Source organism: Nocardioides luteus (assembly GCF_015752315.1).
GTDB lineage: Bacteria > Actinomycetota > Actinomycetes > Propionibacteriales > Nocardioidaceae > Nocardioides.
Window position 1 is genome coordinate 1608346 of the sequence record NZ_JADOVJ010000001.1, and the last position, 20275, is coordinate 1628620.

21 protein-coding genes are annotated in these 20275 nt (G+C 70.5%); 9 read left to right on the forward strand and 12 right to left on the reverse strand.

Features of this window, described 5'->3' with window-relative positions; translation table 11 throughout:
* Nucleotides 1–14 precede the first annotated feature (14 nt).
* Nucleotides 15–395, forward strand: coding sequence for a hypothetical protein (locus tag HD557_RS07675; RefSeq protein WP_231380223.1), 381 nt, complete (start codon nt 15–17; stop codon nt 393–395).
* On the forward strand, nt 392–829 hold the full coding sequence (locus HD557_RS07680) for a MarR family winged helix-turn-helix transcriptional regulator (RefSeq protein ID WP_196873456.1): 438 nt from the start codon (nt 392–394) through the stop codon (nt 827–829). The genes HD557_RS07675 and HD557_RS07680 overlap by 4 nt, the downstream gene beginning before the upstream one ends.
* Nucleotides 830–833: 4 nt before the next feature.
* Here HD557_RS07680 and HD557_RS07685 read toward each other — a convergent pair whose 3' ends face one another.
* Genes HD557_RS07685 through HD557_RS07695 form a run of 3 tightly spaced genes read right to left on the reverse strand, consistent with a single transcriptional unit; the run spans nt 834 to nt 3184 of the window.
* A complete protein-coding gene (locus tag HD557_RS07685) occupies nt 834–1331 on the reverse strand; it encodes a hypothetical protein (RefSeq protein WP_196873457.1) in 498 nt (165 codons plus the stop codon).
* A gap of 43 nt (nt 1332–1374) precedes the next feature.
* Nucleotides 1375–1890, reverse strand: a complete 516-nt coding sequence (locus tag HD557_RS07690) for a SigE family RNA polymerase sigma factor (RefSeq protein WP_196873458.1) — start codon at nt 1888–1890, stop codon at nt 1375–1377.
* Nucleotides 1877–3184 carry a hypothetical protein gene (locus HD557_RS07695; protein ID WP_196873459.1) on the reverse strand — a complete coding sequence of 436 codons (1308 nt, stop codon included), beginning with the start codon at nt 3182–3184 and terminating at the stop codon, nt 1877–1879. The genes HD557_RS07690 and HD557_RS07695 overlap by 14 nt, the downstream gene beginning before the upstream one ends.
* Before the next feature lie 117 nt (nt 3185–3301).
* Between HD557_RS07695 and HD557_RS07700 the strand changes: the two genes are divergently transcribed.
* The 4 genes from HD557_RS07700 (at nt 3302) to HD557_RS07715 (ending at nt 9442) form a co-directional block, all read left to right on the forward strand.
* The gene (locus tag HD557_RS07700; RefSeq protein ID WP_307785561.1) at nt 3302–5563 is read left to right on the forward strand and encodes an HAD-IB family phosphatase; all 2262 of its coding nucleotides are present in this window, start codon (nt 3302–3304) and stop codon (nt 5561–5563) included.
* Between the two features lie 11 nt (nt 5564–5574).
* Nucleotides 5575–6765 (forward strand): zinc-dependent alcohol dehydrogenase, encoded by a 1191-nt coding sequence (locus HD557_RS07705; RefSeq protein ID WP_008358102.1) that lies wholly within the window; start codon nt 5575–5577, stop codon nt 6763–6765.
* A 12-nt stretch (nt 6766–6777) separates the two neighbouring features.
* Nucleotides 6778–8358 (forward strand): lactate racemase domain-containing protein, encoded by a 1581-nt coding sequence (locus HD557_RS07710; protein ID WP_008358100.1) that lies wholly within the window; start codon nt 6778–6780, stop codon nt 8356–8358.
* Nucleotides 8359–8551: 193 nt separating this feature from the next.
* A complete protein-coding gene (locus tag HD557_RS07715; protein ID WP_231380224.1) occupies nt 8552–9442 on the forward strand; it encodes a lysophospholipid acyltransferase family protein in 891 nt (296 codons plus the stop codon).
* Between the two features lie 3 nt (nt 9443–9445).
* Here HD557_RS07715 and HD557_RS07720 read toward each other — a convergent pair whose 3' ends face one another.
* Together HD557_RS07720 and HD557_RS07725 are read right to left on the reverse strand one after the other, a co-directional pair.
* Nucleotides 9446–10528: a baeRF2 domain-containing protein gene (locus HD557_RS07720; protein WP_196873461.1), complete on the reverse strand. Its 1083-nt coding sequence runs from the start codon at nt 10526–10528 to the stop codon at nt 9446–9448.
* 43 nt (nt 10529–10571) lie between these two features.
* On the reverse strand, nt 10572–11006 hold the full coding sequence (locus HD557_RS07725) for a hypothetical protein (protein WP_008358094.1): 435 nt from the start codon (nt 11004–11006) through the stop codon (nt 10572–10574).
* Nucleotides 11007–11155: 149 nt separating this feature from the next.
* Here HD557_RS07725 and HD557_RS07730 point away from each other — a divergent pair, with 149 nt between their 5' ends.
* Nucleotides 11156–11497, forward strand: a complete 342-nt coding sequence (locus HD557_RS07730) for a hypothetical protein (RefSeq protein WP_196873462.1) — start codon at nt 11156–11158, stop codon at nt 11495–11497.
* Between the two features lie 8 nt (nt 11498–11505).
* Nucleotides 11506–12378: a serine/threonine-protein kinase gene (locus HD557_RS07735; RefSeq protein WP_196873463.1), complete on the forward strand. Its 873-nt coding sequence runs from the start codon at nt 11506–11508 to the stop codon at nt 12376–12378.
* Nucleotides 12379–12393: 15 nt separating this feature from the next.
* Here the strand turns inward: HD557_RS07735 and HD557_RS07740 are convergent, their stop codons facing one another.
* Genes HD557_RS07740 through HD557_RS07750 form a run of 3 tightly spaced genes read right to left on the reverse strand, consistent with a single transcriptional unit; the run spans nt 12394 to nt 14763 of the window.
* On the reverse strand, nt 12394–13059 hold the full coding sequence (locus tag HD557_RS07740) for a response regulator transcription factor (RefSeq protein WP_008358089.1): 666 nt from the start codon (nt 13057–13059) through the stop codon (nt 12394–12396).
* Nucleotides 13044–14528: a sensor histidine kinase gene (locus HD557_RS07745; protein ID WP_008358088.1), complete on the reverse strand. Its 1485-nt coding sequence runs from the start codon at nt 14526–14528 to the stop codon at nt 13044–13046. Before HD557_RS07745 ends, HD557_RS07740 begins: the two co-directional genes overlap by 16 nt.
* A complete protein-coding gene (locus HD557_RS07750; protein ID WP_040755235.1) occupies nt 14497–14763 on the reverse strand; it encodes a hypothetical protein in 267 nt (88 codons plus the stop codon). The genes HD557_RS07745 and HD557_RS07750 overlap by 32 nt, the downstream gene beginning before the upstream one ends.
* A gap of 104 nt (nt 14764–14867) precedes the next feature.
* Between HD557_RS07750 and HD557_RS07755 the strand changes: the two genes are divergently transcribed.
* Nucleotides 14868–16409: an AMP-binding protein gene (locus tag HD557_RS07755; RefSeq protein ID WP_008358083.1), complete on the forward strand. Its 1542-nt coding sequence runs from the start codon at nt 14868–14870 to the stop codon at nt 16407–16409.
* 16 nt (nt 16410–16425) lie between these two features.
* Here the strand turns inward: HD557_RS07755 and HD557_RS07760 are convergent, their stop codons facing one another.
* The 4 genes from HD557_RS07760 to HD557_RS07775 all read right to left on the reverse strand — a co-directional run bounded on the left by HD557_RS07760 (nt 16426) and on the right by HD557_RS07775 (nt 20257).
* Entirely contained in the window at nt 16426–18123 is a 1698-nt protein-coding gene (locus HD557_RS07760) for a phytoene desaturase family protein (protein ID WP_196873465.1), read from the reverse strand.
* 82 nt (nt 18124–18205) lie between these two features.
* Nucleotides 18206–18865, reverse strand: a complete 660-nt coding sequence (locus HD557_RS07765) for a TetR/AcrR family transcriptional regulator (protein WP_196873466.1) — start codon at nt 18863–18865, stop codon at nt 18206–18208.
* Nucleotides 18866–18979: 114 nt separating this feature from the next.
* Nucleotides 18980–19903 carry an intradiol ring-cleavage dioxygenase gene (locus HD557_RS07770; protein WP_196873467.1) on the reverse strand — a complete coding sequence of 308 codons (924 nt, stop codon included), beginning with the start codon at nt 19901–19903 and terminating at the stop codon, nt 18980–18982.
* 105 nt (nt 19904–20008) lie between these two features.
* Nucleotides 20009–20257 carry a zinc-ribbon domain-containing protein gene (locus HD557_RS07775; RefSeq protein WP_040755044.1) on the reverse strand — a complete coding sequence of 83 codons (249 nt, stop codon included), beginning with the start codon at nt 20255–20257 and terminating at the stop codon, nt 20009–20011.
* Between the last annotated feature and the right edge of the window lie 18 nt (nt 20258–20275).

The window sequence follows — 20275 nt, forward strand, 5'->3', positions numbered from 1 at the left end:
CATACAATCGGCCCATGGACCCCAGCCTCGAAGCAGCAATCAACGAGTGGCACACCTGCGTGAACGCCGCCGACCAAGAGCGCGCGAAACGCGCAGTAGGCGACCCAGTCGTCGTCCTAGGCCCGAAGGGCGCAGGCCCGATCACCCCCGCGCAGTTCGCCGAGTGGGTGGAGCGTTCAGGAATCAAGCTGACCCCCAGGTCCTGGCACCCGGTCAGCGAGCGCCTGATGGTGGTCGAGGAGGATGCCACCTGGCCCGAGAGCACGAAGCCCACGCGGGTGGCGACGGTGTTCCGCGCCTCCGGCGGGAAGATCACGGCTGCACTGAGACTGCCGAACCTCGAGGCCGCTCTCGAGCTGGCCTACGTGTGCCGCGAGATGGCGGCAACCGAATGACCGACCAGGGCCCGGGACAGGTCATGTTCCATTTCGTCCGACACTGGGCACGCCGGCCGGTCGCGACAGACGCGGCGGACGAAAATGGGCGACTCGTGCTCGTCTGCGAGGCAGTCCATGCGCTCGGTCAGCGCGGGGTCGCGGTGACCGTGAACGCGATCGCGCACGAGATCGGGATCGACCAGAGTGGAGCTTCCCGACTGATCAAGAGCGCCATGGCGGCGGACTACCTGACCATGGCGGCGTCTTCGACCGATCGTCGACGGCGCGAAGCATCACTCACTGCCGCAGGTCGGTCCATGCTCGACCAGGCGCATCGCTGGCAGGAGGACGTCTTCGCTGAGCTGACCACAGGGTGGAGCGACAGGAAGCGCCGCGACTTCCAGCAGGCGATGACTGATCTGATGGACCGCTCCTACGCCATCGACGCGTGAGCTGCTAGGAGTCGGCGACCATCTCGACCAGCCGCCCCATGGCCCCGAGCTCAGCATCGTGAACGCCCTCATCAGGAACAATGACGAGCGACCACAGCCGACTCCCGACAGCAACGTTCCCGACCACGAGATCCCCGTCGTCGTGCGACTCGATACAGACGAACGCCCGGTCGCCGACCTCCACAGGCGGAGGAGACGGGATGCAGTCCTCCCGGCTCGCGTCCAGCCCAGCCGAGACGGAGGTGTCGACCAGCGTCGTCACGAAGATCGCTCCCCGGTCGCTGGTGTAGGTGCAGACGTCGTCGTCGGCGGTGTGCGACCAGGACCCGGGGATGGCGCTGGCGACCTGGGCGGGCTCGAAGAGACACGGCCCGGAGGCCTCGACGGGGGAGGAGGTGGAAGGGCTGGGCCCAGGGCTGCCGCTGCTGGGCTCGCCGGACCCGCAGCCTGCGAGAGCGGTCGCCGAGAGGACAGCCGCGACGCTCAGCAGCTTCCTCGACACGTACGTCTCCTCTGGGGTTGCGGGGTTCCGCCAGTTTTGCAGGTCACCGTCGCAAGCCCGCAACCGAGGTTGGATCGGGCGCGGCGAGATCGGGGAGCTGGTGGCGAAGCCGCGCCAGCGCGTCGCTGGTCTGGGACTTGACGGTGCCGATCGAGACGCCGAGCGTGGCCGCGGTCTCGCGCTCGGTGAGGTCGTCGTAGTAGCGCAGGACGATGACGGCGCGCTGTCGAGGCGGGAGCCGCAGCAGCGCGTCCCGAACGGCGACGTTCGAAGTCAGGTCCGGGCCAGTCGCCTCCCGATCCGGGAGGTGTTCGACCACGGTCTCCCGCCACCGACGGGTGCGCCACCGGGTGGTGGCTTCGCGGGCGAGCACCTTGCGGACGTACGCCTCGGGGTTGTCCTTGATCCTGCCCCACTTCGGGACCACCTTGATGAGCGTGGTCTGGACGAGGTCCTCGGCGTCCTCGGCATGGCCGGTGAGGAGGAACGCCGTACGCAGCAGGGCTGGGCGGCGGCCGGCGACGAACTCCTCGAACAGATCGCTGTCAGGCGACGGCACGGCGCCTCCAGATGAAGATCGCGAGGGCTGCGGCCACGACGGTCGTGCCGGCTGTGATGGTCGGGACCCACGGCGACCTCGGACGAGGTGGGGCGGGCTGGTTCTTCACGGGCGAGCTGAGGAGGTTGAGAGCCAGGTTGGCATTGTCGACGTACTCCGAGAGCATCGTGGTTGAACCGTCTCGGATGTCGATGGCGACCAGGTCGCCCCGGGCGTCCTCGCCGTGGCGTTCCAGGGCCGCGAGGTGGAACTCGTCCAACCAGCAGAACACTCCGACATAGCTGCCCGGGATCGGATCGCCGTAGCCGTGGTCGTCGGCGTCCAGGTCCTTGACGTAGACGGGCGTTTCCGCACCGTTCCCGAAGATCGCGGCGATGCGCTTCGCATCGTGCGAGAGGGCGAGGAACTGGGTCCGGTCGATTCGCCCTGCGGTCTGAGGAACGTTGGCCGGCGTCGTGGAACCGTCGGTTTCGATGACGAGCGTGCTCTCGATCCCCGCGACGATGCTGCCAGCTGCGTTGGTGCTCGCGCCAGCGAGCGTCGCCGCGATGGCGACGGCCTGACCCGTGGCCAGGTCGAAGACCGAGCTGCCAGCATCGGCCGACGAGCAGCAGTCCCGCATCTGCCCGATCTCGACGCCGAGATGAGTGGGGTCGAACCAGACCAAGGCTCGGCCGTCGAGGCCATGCTGCGTCGACTGCATCATTCGCTCGACCTTGCCGGTGACGGTGTCGTAGACGGCATGACCGACGATCGGTGGGACATCGGAGAATGCGCTGCTGCTCGGCACTTTCGGACGTTCCGGGAGCGGATCGGGAACCGAGCCGGTGATCCAGTACGCCACGTACCGGCCGTCGGGTGACAGCGCGGCGTCACCGAGGTACTCCGGATGCGCGTCGGGTAGGTCGAGGAACCGGTAGTCGCCGGTGGTCGCCGAAACTCCGACCAGCCCGAATCCACGATCGGCCCAGCCCTTGCGCTCGGCTTGGATCGTCGCGATCAGGACCCCTGGCGGACCCTGATCGTCGGTCCCCGGGAGATAGGGGCTCGGCCTGTACATCCGTGCCGGGACGTACGTCTTCGTCTCGGTGTCCGTGACGGGCGGCTCGACGGCGCGCTGCTGCCAGGTCACCGAGCCCAGCGCGATCAGCACCAGACAGGCGACTGCAGCGATGGCGACGGTGCCGACACGCCGCGTACGTGCCATCCGGCGGCCACGACGCCACAGCTGCCCAGGCGGGGCGCCGCCGGTGGGTGCCTCACGGGCGAGGTCTTCGAGCAGGTCAGTCAGCACATCGGTCTCCAGATCGGTCGTCCGATGGCTTACACGTATCGAGCCCGGCGGAAGGTTGGGTGCCGATTTGAACAGAATTGACGTGCGGACTTTGCTGGATTGGGCAGAATCACCCGGGTGACCTCTGAGATCAGAGAACGGCTCGCGGGACAGCACGTCCTGCTCACGGGCGTGACCGGGTTCGTCGGGGAGGCGCTGCTGCACCTGCTGCTGACCGAGGTGCCGGACGTACGCCTCAGCGTCCTGGTGCGGCCCAAGGGGTCGACCCCGGGAGCGGCCCGGATCGCGAAGCTGCTGGCCAAGCCGATCTTCGAGTCGGTCTCGGACGCGCAGGTGAACGTCGTCGAGGGCGATCTCTCCGACCCGCCCGCGCTGCCGGACGATCTCGACGCCGTCGTGCACTCCGCCGGCGACGTCTCGTTCGACCCGCCGGTCGACGAGGGCTTCGTCACCAACGTCGTCGGGGTGCGCGAGCTGCTCAAGCGGGTCGAGGAGACCGGGCGCGACATCCACTACCTGCACGTCTCGACCGCCTATGTCTCCGGCCGGCGCAGGGGCCACATCCCCGAGGGGCCGGTGGACCACGATGTCGACGTGGACGCCGAGCTCGCCTGGGGGCTCGCGCAGCGCGCCGCCGTCGAGGAGCGCTCGCGCAGCGTCGAGGTGATCTCCAAGCTGCGCAAGCAGGCCGAGCGCGAGCACGGTCGTGCCGGCCTGATGACCGCCGCCGCTGCCGCCGAGGAGGCGCGCAAGAAGTGGGTGAAGGATGAGCTGGTCCGCCTCGGCACCGAGCGGGCGCGCTCGCTGGGCTGGACCGACTGCTACACCTTCACCAAGGCGCTGGGGGAGCGGGTCGTCGAGGCCCACGCCGCCCGTGGAAACCGGGCCACGATCTACCGCCCGGCGATCATCGAGTCGGCCGTCTCCCGTCCGCATCCGGGCTGGATCGAGGGCTTCAAGATGGCCGAGCCGCTGATCCTGGCCTACGGCCGCGGTGAGCTGCCGCTCTTCCCGGCCGCAGCCGACACCGCCATCGACATCGTCCCCGTCGACCACGTGGTCGCCTCGATCGTGGCCTGCCTGGCGCACCCGCCGCGGCACGGCGAGCCGGCCTACTTCCACCTCGCCTCCGGCGACCGCAACCCGGTGACGTTCGGGATGCTCTACGAGACGGTGCGCGCCTACTTCGAGAAGCAGCCGTTCGCGGCCGGCGACCGCGGTGCCGCTCGGCTGCCGGAGTGGACCTTCCCGGGCGGCGCCTCGGTCGAGCGGATGATGGCGACCGGGGAGAAGGTACACAAGCTCGCCGACACTCTGCTCGGCCTGGCCCCGCGCAGCGACCGCACCCGCGGCTGGGCCCGCGACCTCGACCGCCAGGGCCGGCGGCTGAAGTTCCTGCGGCGCTATCTGGACCTCTACAAGGAGTACGCCCAGGCCGACCTCCGCTTCGTCGACGCCAACACCCTCGCGCTCTACCGGTCGCTGTCGCCGGCCGACCAGGAGACCTTCGCCTTCGACACCGGCGTGATCGACTGGCACGAGTATCTCCACGACATCCACGTGCCGTCGGTGACCAAGCCGGTCCGTGAGCTCGACGAGCTGCGCAAGCTGCGGAAGAAGCCGGTCCCCGGCCGGATGCCGCGGATCTCGGCGGCCTCGCCCACCGACGAGAAGCGGGTCGCGGCCTTCTTCGACCTCGACGGCACCCTGATGTCCTCCAACGTGATCGAGACCTACCTGTGGCTGCGCCTCGGCGAGCTGTCGGGCACCAAGAAGGCCGCGGAGATCGCCCGGATGGCCGGCAAGGTGCCCAAGTACGTGTGGGCGGATCGTGCCGAGCGCAGCTCGCTGCTGCGTACGGTCTACAAGGAGTACGCCGGCGCGCGGCTCTCCGAGCTCGACGAGATCGTCGACCAGCACCTGACCACGCACATCCTCGGGCGGCTGGCCCCGGACGCGGTCCGGCGGATCCGGGAGCACCGCGCCGCGGGGCACGTGACGGTGCTGGTCACCGGCGCGATCCGGCCGCTGACCAGGCCGCTGCTGCCGCTGTTCGACCACATCGAGGCCGCCGACCTGGCCGTCGACGACCGTGGCTACTGCACCGGCCACCTGGCTGCCTCGCCGCTGGTCGGGGAGTCACGCGGCGCGTTCGTCCGCGAGTGGTCCCGCCGCGAGGGCATCTTGCCGGCCGACTGCTTCGCCTACGCCGACTCCCACTCCGACCTCCCGCTGCTGGCGGCGGTCGGACACCCGGTGGCGGTGCGGCCGGACGTACCTCTCTTCCGGCATGCCAAGAGGTCGCACTGGACGATCGTCGACTGGGAGTCCCCGGGACACGCCAGCCGTACGCTCGACCCGGCCGGGCTGAACCGATGAGGAGGAGCTGAATGCTCGCGCTCGAGATGTACCGCAGCGTCGCCAAGACCGCGCTGGGCAAGGTCGCCGGCGGACGGCTGCCGCTGCTGCTGACCGGGGCGGCGGCGCCGCTGCGGATGGTCACGCTCGACCCGCCGAAGGTCGAGCACGACGGGTGGGCCCGGCTGCGGGTCTCGCTCTCCGGCATCTGCGGGTCCGACCTGGGGATGCTGTCGGGGAAGACCTCCCTCTACTTCCAGCCGCTGGTCAGCCTGCCGTTCGTGCCCGGCCACGAGATCGTGGGCGAGCTGCTCGACCCGTGCGGCGACCTGGCGGCCGGCACCCGCGTGGTCGTCGACCCGGTCCTGACCTGCGCGGCGCGCGGGCTGGAGGCGTGCGAGACGTGCGCGCGCGGCGAGACCAACCGGTGCTCGCGGATCACCGTCGGCGACATCTCCTCCGGGTTGCAGACCGGGTTCTGCCACGACACCGGCGGCGGCTGGTCCCAGCAGCTCTCGGTGCACCGCTCCCAGCTGCACGTGGTGCCGGAGGGCTACTCCGACGAGCAGGCGCTGCTCGCCGAGCCGGTCGCCTGTGCGGTCCACACGGCGCGAAGGGCCGCGATCAAGCCCGGTGACCGGGTGCTCGTCTCGGGCGCCGGGGCGGTCGGGCTGCTGGCCACGCTGGCCCTGCGCGAGCTCACCGACGCCGGCGAGATCCTGGTCGTGGCCAAGCACGCCCACCAGCGCGAGCTGGCGCTGGAGTTCGGCGCCACCGAGGTGGTCGCGCCGTCCGAGACGCTGCGAAGAATCCGCCGTGCGACGAGCGCTTTCATGCTCGAGCCGGAGATGCTGTCATCGCCCTACCTCCTCGGCGGCGTGGACGTGACCATCGACGCGGTCGGCTCCAAGGAGTCCTTGCAGACGTGTCTGCACGCGACCCGCGCCGGCGGCCGCGTGGTGCTCTCCGGGATGCCGGCCTCCGCCGACCTGTCCGCGGCCTGGTTCCGGGAGCTCGAGGTGGTCGGGACGTACGCCTCCGCGCGGGGCTCCGGCGACTTCGCCACCGCTCTGGACCTGGTCGGCCACGACGCCATGTGCCGCCTCGCCAAGACCGTCGCGCCCTACCCGCTCCACCGCTGGCGCGAGGCCCTCGACCATGCCCACTCAGCCGGTCGGCTCGGCACCGTCAAGGTGGCGTTCGACCCCCGACGTACGTCATAAGGAGAGCCATCGATGACACGCCCAGGATTCGTTCTGGAGGTCGACGACCGTACGCCGCCCCTGCTCGTCCACGAGGGGCTCGGGTTCCGGCTGGAGGAGTTCCCGCAGGGCACCCGGGTGGTCTACCCGCCCGAGTCGCTGCCGACGGTGCCGGACGTGGACGAGGCGATCCGGGAGGCCCTGGAGAACCCGGTCGACTCCGAGCCGCTGCGCGAGCTGATGTTCCCGGGGATGCGGCTGACGATCGCCTTCGACGACCTCTCCCTGCCGCTGCCCACCATGAAGGCGCCCGACATCCGCGGCCGGATCATCGAGCAGGTGCTCACGATCGCGGCCGAGAAGGGCGTCGACGACGTCGAGATCATTGCCGCGCTCGCGCTGCACCGCCGGATGACCGACGCCGAGATGAAGCACATCGTCGGCGAGCGCGTCTTCCGCAGCTTCGCGCCGCAGGGCCTGCTCTACAACCACGACGCCGAGGACCGCGCCAACCTCGAGCACATGGGCGTCACCGAGAAGGGCGAGGACGTCGAGATCAACAAGCGGGCGGCCACCTCCGACCTGCTCGTCTACGTCAACGTCAACCTGGTCGCGATGGACGGCGGCCACAAGTCGGTCGGCATCGGGCTGGCCTCCTACAAGTCGATCAAGCACCACCACAACGCCAAGACGATGGTCCACTCGCGCTCCTTCATGGACCACAAGCACTCCGAGATGCACTCCTCGGCCTGGCGGATGGGCCGGCTGATCGGTGAGCACGTCAAGGTGTTCCAGATCGAGACGACGCTCGACAACGAGGTGTTCGGTCGCCCCTATGACACGCTCCTGAAGCGCGAGTGGGAGTGGTCCTTGCGCGACCAGGCCACCGTGCTCGGCCTGCGCCGAGGCCTGGCCGTGGCGCCGCAGAAGATGCGCCACAAGATGTTCCACGACCTGCGCTCCAACTACGGGCTGACCGGGATCACCGCCGGCGCCGTCGAGCCGGTCCACGAGCTGACCGTGCAGCGCGTCCACCAGCAGCAGCGGGTCAAGGTCGAGGGGCAGTCCGACGTGATGGTGATGGGGGTGCCGTATCTCGGCCCCTACAACGTCAACTCGACCATGAACCCGATCCTGGCCGCCTGCATGGGCCTCGGCTACTACTTCAACTCCTACCTGCGGCAGCCGGTCGTCCGCGAGGGTGGCGTCGCGATCCTCTACCACCCGCTCGACGAGGGCTTCAACACCCTGACCCACCCCTCCTACGTCGACTTCTATGAGGAGGTGCTGGCCGACACGACCGATCCCGCGCTGATCGGGCCGAAGTTCGAGGAGCAGTTCGCCACCGACCCCTGGTACGTCCACCTCTACCGCACCTCGAACGCCTACCACGGGGTCCACCCGTTCTACATGTGGTACTGGATCGCGCACGCGCTCGACCACCTCGGCGACGTCATCTGGGTCGGTGGCAACCCGAAGGCCGCGGCCCGGATGGGCTTCCGGTCGGCGACCACCTTGCGCGACGCGCTGGAGATGGCCAGCTCGACCGTGGGGCCGTCGCCGTCGATCACCTATCTGCGCAACCCTCCGCACCTGCTGGCGGACGTGCGATGAGCGCCATCGTCGGTCGAGCCGGATTCGTGAGGAACGAGCGAATCCGTGTCGAGACCAACACAATCGGTTCGAGCGCGGAGGGGACCGTGTTGGTTTCGACACGCCTCCGCCTAGCGGCTCCGGCGGCTCAACCAGCGGGGGAGGCGGCACGATGAGCGGCTTCTGGAAAGAGACAGTCCGCGACATACGCCTGATGAAGCGGGGCTGGCGGTGGGGCCACCGGGCGCAGGTGCCGCGGTCGGCGGAGCCGTTCGTGCCGCCGGCGACGACGACGGTCTTCGACAACGAGTGGTCGCGCAAGCCCGCCGCCCGAGCGGTCCGGGAGGTCGCCCAGGCCGGGCTCGAGGCGGTCTTCCGGTCACAGGTGAAGACCCAGGTCGAGGGCCTCGACGTGCTCGACCGGCTCGAGGGCCCGGTGATCTTCGTGGCCAACCACGCCTCACACCTCGACACCCCGCTCATCCTGCTGTCGCTCCCGGACCGGTGGCGACGCAAGACCGCGGTGGCGGCCGCGGCGGACTACTTCTTCGACACCTGGTGGCGGGCCGTGGGCTCCTCGCTGGTCTTCAACACGCTGCCGATCGACCGCCGTGGCGGCGCGCTCTCGACCCAGCCGGGGGAGGTGCTCGCCGAGGGCTGGTCGCTGGTCGTCTTCCCCGAGGGCACCCGGTCCAAGGACGGCACCGTCGGCCGGTTCCGGTCCGGCGCCGCCTACCTGGCGACCGAGTACGGCGTCCCGGTCGTCCCGATCGCCCACCGCGGCACCTACGCGGCGATGCCGCGCGGGGTGAACTGGCCCGGGAAGGACACCTCCGGGGGCCGCCGTCAGCTGACCGTACGCTTCGGGGAGCCGCTCCGCCCGGCCGACGGCGAGTCGGTGCGCGAGTTCGCGCCCAGGATCCGGGCGGCGGTGTCGCGGCTCCTCGACGAGGACGCCACCGACTGGTACGCCTCGATGCGTCGCGCGGCCGAGCGCAGCACCCCCGACCCGGCCGGTGAGGAGATCGCGGAGTGGCGCAAGGTCTGGGCGGCCACGGAGTCTCCCGACACCGAGCCGGACCGGATCAGGGCCTGGCACCGCTGAGGATCAGGACCAGCGCAGCAGCGCGGCCACCGGTGCGTCGCCGAGCACGCTCGCGGGCAGCACGCACACCTCCGCGTCCGTGAGGACCGCGGCGGCGATGAGCGCCTCGCCGGCCTCGACCGGGCCGGTGACTGGAGCCTCGCCGAAGGTGAGGCCGGGGTGGTCCGCCGGGTCGAGCGTGTGCCCGGCCAGGGCGCCGGGGTCGATCAGCAGGGTCTCGACGCGGCCGGTGACGAACGCGTCCGCGACGTCGCGTACGCCGGTGGCCGCGCGGTCGCCTCGGCCCCACGCCTCCTCGAGGCGGCGGACCAGGGCGGTGCGGCGGCGTACGACCCGGTCCAGCAGGGCGCTGCGGATCGCGTCGGCGCGAGCCTGGTCGCCACCGTCCGCGGCCCGCTGTCCGCTGGCCAGCTCGACCACCTCGACGGGCAGGTCGGCGAGGTCGGCGCGCAGCCTGCCGACCGAGGTCGGGTCGCCGCCGACGAGCACGAGGTCGTGGCCGTGGTCGCGGATCAGCCTGGTCACCTCGGCGGCGACCTTGTCGGCGTTGTGGCGCCAGACGTTGTCGGTGGTCTGCTGCATGCGGTAGGCCGCCCAGCCGACGTTGTCCTGGGTCTTGTGCACGTGCTCGAGCTCGTCGCCCTCGACGGTGTTCGTGCTGGTCGGCTCCGGCAGGCCCGAGTCCCACAGGGAGATCTCGCCACCGGTGTGGTCGACCAGGACCAGGACGAAGGGCGTCGAGGCGTCGCGGGCGGCGATCCAGGAGCCGAGGTCGGGCAGCGCATCCCAGGTGGCGACCTGGTTCGGCACCTCCGCGACGGCCACCTGGTCGTAGGCGATCCCCTCGGGCGTCGCGACGATGACGCGAGCCACCGGCGCCGGCTGGCGTACGTTCGTCTCCAGCCGCTCGGAGACCTGCGCCACGACATCCGGTGGCGCGCCCTGCGCGGAGAGCTCCTCGCAGGCGGCGCGCACGCGCAGCTCCTTGGCGTGGGCCGCGTTCTCCGAGTCCTGGCTGACATCGGCCAGCACGGTGGCGTACGGCCCCGGACGGGTCAACAGGTTGGTGAATCCAGCGGTGTCCATACCGGTGTGGTACCCACCTGCGGGGCATCTGACACGGGCCGGATCAGCCCGCCGCGCAGGTCACCTCGGTGACGTGCCACTCCTCGTCCTTGCCCTCCCCGGAGCGGGTGACCACGAGGGTGAACACCGACCGACCGCCGTCCGGGGTCAGCTCCACGGTGGCACCGGTCTCGGTGAGGTCGGTGGAGGTGATGCGTACCTTCTCCAGATGGCCGCGGGCGTCCGCCGTCTTCTCGGTCGGCGGAGTCTGGACCGAGGGGCAGGCCCGGGCCCACTGCGCGACCAGCTCCGGCTTCGCCTCGACCGTCGTCCAGCTCGTGGTCCGGGCGAACCGGCTGGCCGCCGTCTCGGCCTGTTCGGTGGCGTGCTCGCGGAAGCGTGAGCGGGAGTAGCCGTAGCCGGCCACGGAGATCAGCACCCCGACCAGCAGCAGGACCCCGACCTTGAGCGCGATCTCGCGCCACTCGCTGCGTTGCACGGGACGTTCCTACCACCAGCGGCCCCAGGACCCGAACCGGCTCGCGGATGAGAGAGCTCTCATGGTCGTCTCACGATCACCTCACCGCGGGTCGAGATGGTTCTTGCATGGCGCCGGGAACACCCGGGGCAGAACCGAGAGGACGAATGATGAAGAAGCTTCCGATGTTGCTGGCGAGCGGGCTGGTCGGCGTGGTCGCGGCCGGTGCGATCACCTTCCAGAGCGCCGCTGCGGACGACGACCTCGCCAAGCGTGAGGAGAAGGTGGGTACGCAGGTGACCACCGTCGACGACGTGGACGACGACGACGCGGACGACGCCGCCGACGTCACCCGTGACGACGCCGGGAACGACACCGTGACCAACGGCACCGGCGTCACCCGGGCGACCAAGGACGCCACTCGCGACAACACCCGGGACAACACCCGGGACAACACCAAGAACGACAACACCCGCGACAACACCAACGACCAGACCAGGTCCGAGGACTGAGCTCGACGATGACCGACACCTGGGGCATCGTCCAGGGTGACGCGATCACCCCCGAGCTGACCGCCATGCGGCTGCTCGGGGGCGGCTCGTCGTACGAGGCCTTCCTGGCCTTCGACGAGGTCACCTACGGTCCGGTCGTGGCCAAGGTGCTGCGACCGGGGCTGGTCGGCAGCGAGACCAGCCGCAACGCGCTGCGGCGTGAGACCGAAGCGCTGACCAACCTGAAGCACCCCGTCCTCGTCCGCGCCCTGCGCGAGGACCTCGACGGCGAGCGGCCGTACGTGGTGATGGAGCACGTCGAAGGCCCCCGGCTCTCGACGCTGATCCGCCGCCACGGGCGCCTGCCGGAGCAGCAGTACCTGCCGCTCGTGCTCGACCTCGCCTCCGCGCTGCACTACCTGCGCCGCTCGGGGTGGGTGCACCTCGACATCAAGCCGAGCAACCTGATCATGGGCTCACCGGCCCGGCTGATCGACCTCTCGGTCGCCCGGCCCGTGGCCGCGGCCGCCGCGCTGCGCCACGAGATCGGCACCGACGCCTACATGGCACCCGAGCAGTGCCTGCCCGGCGAGCGCGGCGAGGTCGGCCCGGCCAGCGACGTCTGGGCCTTGGGTGCGACCCTCTTCCACGCCGTCACCGGCGAGCGCCCCTTCGCCCACGGCGACCCGAGCGCCGCGGACCGCACCGAGCGCTACCCGCAGCTCGTCTCCCGCCCCGCCGCCCTCCCCAGACGTACGCCGCCCGAGATCGTCAAGGTCATCGAGGCGTGCCTGGCCCCGGAGGCCGGTGACCGCCCGGCTCCGGCCGAGATCGCCGAGACCGTCTCGCCCGCGCTGGAGCGACTTCCGCGGGCCTCGCTGGGCGGCCTGCGGATCAGCTGATCCCCCGGGCCCGGGTCAGGGCTGGAAGCGGTAGCCCATGCCGCGGACGGTCTCGACCCGGGCCGAGCCCAGCTTCTTGCGCAGATAGCCGACGTAGACGTCGACGACGTTGGAGCCGGGGTCGAAGTCCATGCCCCAGGCCAGGTCGAGCAGCTGCGCGCGGGAGAGCACCTGACCCGGATGCCGCAGCAGCACCTCGGCCAGGGCGAACTCGCGGGCCGAGAGGTCGGTCTCGCGCCCGTCGACCCGCAGCCGTCGCGTACGCAGGTCCAGCGCGACCGAGCCGGAGCGGAGCTCGCCCACCTCGGCGTCGGTGTTGTCCTGCTGCCGCAGGCGTACGTTGATCCGGGCCCGCAGCTCGGCGAAGCGGAACGGCTTGGCCAGGTAGTCGTCGGCGCCGCCCTCGAGCGCGGAGACGGTGTCGTGGACCGAGTCGCGGGCGGTCAGGACCACCACCGGCATCCGGGACCCCTGGGCGCGCAGCTGGTCGAGCACCTCGAAGCCGTCGATGGTCGGCAGCCCGATGTCGAGCACCATCAGGTCGAAGGCGCCGCTGAGCGCCTCCTCGAGCCCTTCGAGGCCGTCGGCGACGGTGGTCGTCTGATGGCCGTCGGCGCTCAGGCCCTTGGCCAGGAAGGCCGCGATGCGGTCCTCGTCCTCGACGATCAGGATGCGGGCCATGCCTCTCCTTCGGTGCGTGCTGGCAGGGTGAGGGTGAAGCGGGCGCCCGCTGGCGTCGCGTCCTCGACGCCGACGGTGCCGCCGTGGGCGGTGGCGATGGCGGAGACGATGGCCAGACCGAGGCCGAGCCCCGGCCGGTCGCCGGAGCCGGTCTCGGAACCGCGGGCGAACCGCTCGAAGATGCGCTCCCGGTCCTCGGCGGGCACGCCGGGCCCGGTGTCACGTACCCACAGCCGCAGGGTGCCGTCGACGGTCGCCGAGCCGACCGCGATCCGGTCGCCGGGCGCGGTGTGGCCGACCGCGTTGTCGCACAGCTGCAGCATCGCCTGGGTGACCCGCTGCGGGTCGAGGCGCCAGGTGCCGGGGGTGGCCGCGTCGAGGTGCCAGTCACGGTCGGCGAGTGCGCTGGCCTTGGCGAGGATGTCCTCGGTGAGCGTGTCGACGTCGACCTCCTCGAGCGTGAGGAAGTCGGGCCGGTCGTGCTTGGCGAGCAGGATCAGGTCGCCGACCAGACGGCTCATCCGGTCGACCTCGTCGAGCGCCAGCCGCCGGGTCTGCTCGACCTCGGCCGGGTCGGACTCGTCGAGGAGCTCGAGGTGGCCGCCGATGATCGTCAGCGGCGTACGCAGCTCGTGACCGGCGTCGTCGAGGAACTGCCGCTGGTCGGAGAACGCCTGCTCCAGGCGGGCCAGCATGTCGTTGAAGTTCCTGGTCAGGGCTGAGATGTCGTCGTTGCCCGACTCGGGCAGGCGGGCGGAGAGGTCGGTGGCGCTGATCGCGCCGGTGGCCTGCCGCAGCCGGGTCAGCGGGGCGAGCAGCCGCCCGGACTGCCAGGCCGCGACCAGGGTGACCAGTAGGGCGAGGAGACCCGCCACGATCGTGTAGGTCCGCATGGTGCTGCGCAGCTCGGCACGGTCCTCGTCGAGGTAGGAGACCACCAGGAGGGCACCCTCGGTCGTGCCAGTGGCGGTGTCCTGCCGCACGGGCTGGCTGGTGATGCGTACCTCGCCCTCGGCGGTGTCGAGATAGGTCGTCCCGCCGTCGACGACGACGCCGGCGACCGCCCTGCTGAACCGCGCCGTGGAGATCAGCGGGTCCTCGGGGAAGTGCGCGCGTGGCTTGCCGTCGACCCAGGCGACGAGGAGCTCGTCGTCGTCGGGCACGTTGCGGCTGAGGAACGTCCGCAGCAGGCCCTCCACGTTGTACGGCGCCCGGGTCTCGGGGTCGATGCCTTCGGTACGCAGTCGGGAGAACTCGTCGAGCTCCTGCTCCATCTCGCGCGTGGTCGCGGCGTCGACCCGGCCGAGCTCGACGGCGTAGACGATGAGACCGGCGCCGGCCAGGGCGAGGGTGACCAGGAGGGCGACCGAGGCGGTGATCCGGGCGCGTACGGACAGCCCCCGGCGAGGCGGTGGCGTCGTCCCGGGAGCCTGAGGGTCAGTCGTCGTCATGGCGGTCGTCGCGGTCATCGTCGTCATCATCATCGTCGACGGGACCGGGGGTGACGACCGGGACACCCGAGGGGTCCGTGCTCGGGGACGATCCGGTGCTCGGCGCGGACGGCGAGGCCGACTGCGAGGGCAGCACGACGGGCTCGCGCGGCGGCGGGTCGTTCTCGGAGGCTCCGGCGAAGGAGCCGGCGAGGTAGACGCCGACCGCCACGAGCACGACCAGCGGGAGGACGATTTTCAGGGTGCGGGACATGACCCTCCGATAGTGCCTGACGACCTGTCCGAAGTGGGGGTCCATGAGAGACCTCTCATCGATACAGTGATGCGGGTCACCACTTGCACCTGGAGGTAACGCCCGTGTTCGTCCCGTTCAGCGTCAACGACTTCATCGACCGTGCCGCATCCGTCTACGGCGAACGGGTGGGCATCGTCGACGAGCCCGACCAGCCGGCGGCCTCCCTCGGGGAGGTGACGTACGCCGAGATGAAGGCGCTCGCCAAGCGGATGGCGGCGAAGCTGGACGAGCTCGGCATCGGGGTCGGGGAGCGGGTCGCGATCGTCTCCCACAACTCGGCGCGGCTGCTGACCGCGTTCTACGGCGTCTCCGGCTACGGACGGATCTTGGTGCCCGTCAACTTCCGCCTCCGCCCCGACGAGGTCTCCTACATCGTGGAGCAGTCGGGCGCCTCGGTGCTCTGGGTCGACCCGGAGGTCGACGAGGCGCTCAAGGATGTGACCGCCAAGCACCGATTCGTGCTGGGCGACGACGCCAACCTCTACGCCGCCGAGGGCGTCGAGCCGGAGCCGTGGGAGCGGGACGAGAACGCGACCGCGGCGATCAACTACACCTCCGGCACCACTGCCCGGCCCAAGGGCGTGCAGATCACCCACCGCAACATCTGGACCAACGCGCTGACGTTCGGGCTCCACGCCGGGCTGACCGATCGTGACGTCTACCTGCACACGCTGCCGATGTTCCACGCCAACGGCTGGGGGATGCCGTTCGCGGCGACCGGCCTCGGCATCAAGCACATCGTGCTGCGCAAGGTCGACGGGATGGAGATCCTGCGCCGCGTACGCGACCACGGGGTCACCTACATGTGCGCCGCCCCCGCGGTGGCGGCCGCCGTGCTCGACGCGCTGCCGCAGTGGCAGAAGACCGAGGGAGAGATCCCGGGACGGGACAAGGTGCGGATCATCATGGCCGGCGCTCCGCCGCCGACGAAGACGGTCGTCCGCGTGCAGGAGGAGCTCGGCTGGGAGTTCATCCAGATCTACGGCCTCACCGAGACCTCGCCGCTGCTGACCATCAACCGCACCCGTGCCGAGTGGGACGACCTCGACCCGATGGAGCGCGCCGCGAAGCTGACCCGCGCCGGCGCGCCCGCGATCGGGGTGAGCCTCGACATCTCGCCCGACAAGGAGGTCCTGGCCCGCTCCAACGTGGTGCTCGAGGGCTACTGGGAGAAGCCGGAGGAGACCGAGAAGGCGCTGGCCGACGGCTGGTTCCACACCGGCGACGGCGGCAGCATCGGCGACGACGGCTACCTCACCATCTCCGACCGGATCAAGGACGTCATCATCACCGGCGGCGAGAACGTCAGCTCCGCCGAGGTGGAGGACGTCCTCTTCCTGCACCCCGCGGTCGCCGAGGTCGCCGTCATCGGCATCCCCAGCGAGAAGTGGGGCGAGACCATCCTCGCCCTCGTCGTCCTCGCCGAGGGCGCGCAGGCGACCCAGGAGGAGCTGATCGCCTGGTGCAAGGAGCGCGCCGCCGGCTACAAGGCGCCGACGGTCGTCGAGTTCCGAGACTCCCTGGCGCGTACGGCCACCGGGAAGCTGCAGAAGTTCAAGCTCCGTGAGCCCTACTGGGGTGACCGCGAGCGCAAGGTCAACTAGACGTCCGGCGGGTCGCTCAGGCCGTCGCCCTGGGGCGACGCCGGGCGGCCCGACGGATCACCGAGCCCGGCTTCGAGGCCAGGAGCGGGTCGAAGTCGTCGGTGATCGGGGTCAGGTCGGCCTCGTCCACGAAGACCGCGCCGTCGCGTACCTCTGCGACGAGGTCGCGACCGAGCACGGCGCCGGCGGTGCCCATGCCGCCCCAGATGGTGGCGTTGATGCCGAACATGTGCTCCGTGCTGCCCCCGGCGAGGAACAGCCCGGGGATGTGGGTGGTGACCCGCGGGCGGAACGGGCCGAGGTTCCTGATCAGCGGCGCGATGCCGTAGCAGGAGCCGTCGCTGGTCAACGTGAAGCGCTCCTGGGTGATCGGCGTGGAGGCCTCGCAGAAGACCATCCGCTCGCGGATGTCCGGGATCATCAGCTCGGCGGTGTCGAGTACCCGCTGGGTGAGCTCCTCCTTGAGGTGGAGGTAGCGCTCGTCACGGCCGTACGACGCTCCGTCGGTGGGGTCCTCGGAGACGTTCCAGAACTCGTGTCCCTTCGGTGCCCAGCTGACCAGCTCGAGCGTGGAGTAGCCCGCCGGCGCCGAGTGCGTACCCTCCGGGTCCTTGGCGGTGGGGCAGCTGATCCCGACGGGCATCCGCTCAGGACAGCGGCCCGCCTCGACCTCGCGGTAGTAGCCGTCGACGTCGTTGGTGGGCCACACCCACGCCAGCGGCGGCGTGCCGCGTTCGCGCAGGTCGACGTCGAGAGCGACGTAGACCGCGAACATCGGCAGCGTCATCTCCAGGTCCTGGAGCCGGCGCCGCAGGCGGCGGGTCAGGTGCTCGTCGCCGACCAGGTCGGCCCAGGTCCTCTTGAAGTCCGCGGCGGAGACGACGGCCTCGGCGCGGATCTCCTCGCCGTCGGCCAGACGTACGCCGACCGCCCGCCCGTCCTCGATGAGGATCCTCTCGACGCGGGTCTTGGTGCGCACCCGGCCACCGTGCGTGGTGATCACGTCGGTGAGGTGGGCGCCGATGACCTGCCCGCCGCCGCGCGGGTAGTAGGCGCCGGCCTGGAGGTAGTGGTGGAGGAAGCCGGCGTGCATCGCGGTGGGCGTGCGGTAGGGCGGCCAGGTGTAGTCGCCGTTCTCGGCGAGGATCACGGCCTGCGCGTCTGCGCTCAGGCCGCAGGCGTCCATCAGCTTCGTGATCGGCCGGATGCCCCAGCGCAGCAGGTGGTAGGGGCGCAGCCGCGGCTGCTCCCCGGCGGCGATGATCCGCATGACCCGTACGCAGCGCCGCAGCCCGGCCTCCTCGCCGGGGAAGGCCGCGATGAGCCGGTCGAGGTAGGTGTCCCAGCCAGTCGGCGTCTGGAACGTGGTGCCGGGGATCATCACCTGGCAGTGGCCCTCGGGTCGCTGGCGCAGCCACTTGATCCGCTCGGTCAGTGCGAGGCCGGACAGCGCGGTCTGCATCCGACCGCCGGGGCCGCACTCGCCGACGTAGTGGGTGCCGACGTCGAACTCGAACTTGTTGCCGGCGCGCCGGAAGACCTGGGTGCTGCCGCCGACGACCTGGTTGGCCTCGAGCACCAGGACCCGCTTGCCGTTGGCGGCGAGGTAGGCCCCGCAGGTGAGGCCGCCCGGCCCGGCGCCCACCACCACGGCGTCCCAGGTGTGGTCGTCGGCCTCGTGGCCCGGAGTGAGGGGTGTCGCGGTCTGCGTCATCACGGGTCGCTTTCGGAGCAGTAATTTGGAGTCGGACTCCAGTTAACTCGTTTCGACCCGTTCCGCCAAGTCCCGCCGTCCGTCAGGCAGGCGGAGCCTGGATCAGACCCTCGAGCAACACCAGGCCGGCTTCGATCACGGCGAGCTCGACGCGGTCGGGCTCCAGCGCCAAGGCGTCCCGGCGCAGCGCCAGCGCGGCCACCCCGTTCCAGGACCCGAAGAGGAAGTAGGACAGCAGCTCCGGATCCACCTTCCGGATGGCGCCGGAGTCCACCGCATCGCGGATGCTCTGCTCGAACTCGCGCCGCAGCTCGCTGAACCGCTCGACGACCTGATCCTCCACCGCCGACCGGGGGCCGCGCTCACCGGTGACCATCAGGTACTTCACGACCGACGGGTGCTCCAGCAGCAGCTTCAGGTAGGCCGACCCGACGCCGGCGAAGCGCTCCAGTGGAGTCGTCTGCGCGGCGTAGGCCGACCGCAGCGTCTCGGTGGCCACCGTCAGCAGCCGCTCGGTGACGGCTGCCATCAGCCCGTCCTTGGTGCCGAAGTGCACATAGACCGAGGCCGGAGAGATCCCCGCGAGGGCGGCTACGTCCTCGATCCGGATCTCCTCAGGGGCGTGCTGCGACAACAGCTGCTCGGCGGCCTCGAGCACCCGGGCGCGGGTTCGCTCCCGCCGGCGCGTCCCGCGCGCCGCGGCGTCGCCGGCCTGATCCTTCGGCTTCTGGGCGTGGTTCACCCGATCAGGGTAGGGCGCGGGCTGCGTCGCCACCCGGACGTGGGCGGCCGACCTTCTCGTCGGCCAGCGATGTGGTGGGACAGTTGCGCCGACTCGCCGGGTTCTGGCGGGACATCAGCGCCGGGTCGGGGGCGCGGCGCCCATGGCGGCCTCGGTGGTGGTGTCGACCGCGACGGCGAGCGAGCCCCTGTAGCCGGCGCTCGGGCTGCCGGTGAACGTGCCCATCTCGAGGTCGTAGCCGTCGCTGAAGACGTTGTCGGTGTCGAGGCTGACCTTGGCGAGGTTGTCGGTCGAGCCCTCGTAGGCGTCGTCCTGGTAGACCTTGGTCAGCATCTTCTCCGGGAACGCGACCTGCGAGGTCGCGATCGCGTTCTCGCCGGTGGTCGCCGACTCGGCGTCGGGGTAGACCTCGAAGTGCATGTGCGTCCAGCGGCCGTCGTAGCAGCCCGGGACGATCGTCGTGAAGGTCACCTGGCCGTTGGCGTCGGCGACCTGGACACCGCGGAGGTACGTCTCGTCCTCGACGCCCTCGGAGTACATCGAGTAGCGGCCCAGTGCGTCGCACTGCCACAGATAGACCGCGGCGCCTTCGAAGGGCACGTTGTCATTGGCCATGTCGGTGACCGTGAAGGTGAACCGCAGGGGCACGCCGTCGACGGTGGTGCCGCCGTCGAGGCTGGAGGTGATGTCGCTGCGTACGATCCCGGACTCGGTCAGCACGTTGGTGCCGTTGGTGCCGTCGGCCGGGTAGGGGCCGTTGGTCTCCTGCGGGATCTCGCCGTCGGCGGTCGCGGACGCGTCGGTCGCGGAGCCGCCCGTGGAAACGGAAGAGCCTGACGAGCCGGACGCCCCACAAGCGGCCAGGGCGGCGGCCCCGACGCCGACCCCGACGAGCCCGAGCACCCGGCGCCGGGTCAGCAGCGTCGAGATGTCGAAGCCGGCGCCCTGGTCGACCACCTCCTCCTCGGGGCGGGCCAGCAGGCGGCCTTCGAAGGTGGGGCCTTCAGGGGTGTGCTCGGGTTCGGGTACGCGGCTCATCTGGTTCTCCTTGACGTCGGTCCTGGTGCGTTGACCTGACTCTGACGTCCGGATCGGTGAGGATCTCGTGCCCCGCCTGTGAGGTTGCTGTGAAGCCGCGGCGGATCAGCCGACGCCCGGACGTGGCGCGGACTGGAGCTGCTCGGCCTGCTCCTTGGACAGCTTCGAGGCGTAGCCGCAGTAGGTGCAGTCCATCCGGCGCGACCTGCTGACGGGGAAGAGCGGGATGAAGAAGAGGGTGAACTTGTTGACGTTCTCGAAGAGCCGCTGCGCGGCCCGCTGCCCACAGTTCGGGCAGACCAGCGAGAGCGTCGCGAGCAGCCGCGTGTAGGTCTTGAACCCGAAGATGATCATGCCCACGAGTCTTGCACG

Coding starts and splice junctions, on each gene's coding strand:
- HD557_RS07675 (WP_231380223.1), top strand. CDS start 15: ATGGACCCCAGCCTCGAAGCAGCAATCAACGAGTGGCACACCTGCGTG.
- HD557_RS07680 (WP_196873456.1), top strand. CDS start 392: ATGACCGACCAGGGCCCGGGACAGGTCATGTTCCATTTCGTCCGACAC.
- HD557_RS07705 (WP_008358102.1), top strand. CDS start 5,575: ATGCTCGCGCTCGAGATGTACCGCAGCGTCGCCAAGACCGCGCTGGGC.
- HD557_RS07710 (WP_008358100.1), top strand. CDS start 6,778: ATGACACGCCCAGGATTCGTTCTGGAGGTCGACGACCGTACGCCGCCC.
- HD557_RS07715 (WP_231380224.1), top strand. CDS start 8,552: ATGAAGCGGGGCTGGCGGTGGGGCCACCGGGCGCAGGTGCCGCGGTCG.
- HD557_RS07720 (WP_196873461.1), bottom strand. CDS start 10,528: ATGGACACCGCTGGATTCACCAACCTGTTGACCCGTCCGGGGCCGTAC.
- HD557_RS07730 (WP_196873462.1), top strand. CDS start 11,156: ATGAAGAAGCTTCCGATGTTGCTGGCGAGCGGGCTGGTCGGCGTGGTC.
- HD557_RS07735 (WP_196873463.1), top strand. CDS start 11,506: ATGACCGACACCTGGGGCATCGTCCAGGGTGACGCGATCACCCCCGAG.
- HD557_RS07740 (WP_008358089.1), bottom strand. CDS start 13,059: ATGGCCCGCATCCTGATCGTCGAGGACGAGGACCGCATCGCGGCCTTC.
- HD557_RS07745 (WP_008358088.1), bottom strand. CDS start 14,528: ATGACCGCGACGACCGCCATGACGACGACTGACCCTCAGGCTCCCGGG.
- HD557_RS07750 (WP_040755235.1), bottom strand. CDS start 14,763: ATGTCCCGCACCCTGAAAATCGTCCTCCCGCTGGTCGTGCTCGTGGCG.
- HD557_RS07760 (WP_196873465.1), bottom strand. CDS start 18,123: ATGACGCAGACCGCGACACCCCTCACTCCGGGCCACGAGGCCGACGAC.
- HD557_RS07770 (WP_196873467.1), bottom strand. CDS start 19,903: ATGAGCCGCGTACCCGAACCCGAGCACACCCCTGAAGGCCCCACCTTC.
- HD557_RS07775 (WP_040755044.1), bottom strand. CDS start 20,257: ATGATCATCTTCGGGTTCAAGACCTACACGCGGCTGCTCGCGACGCTC.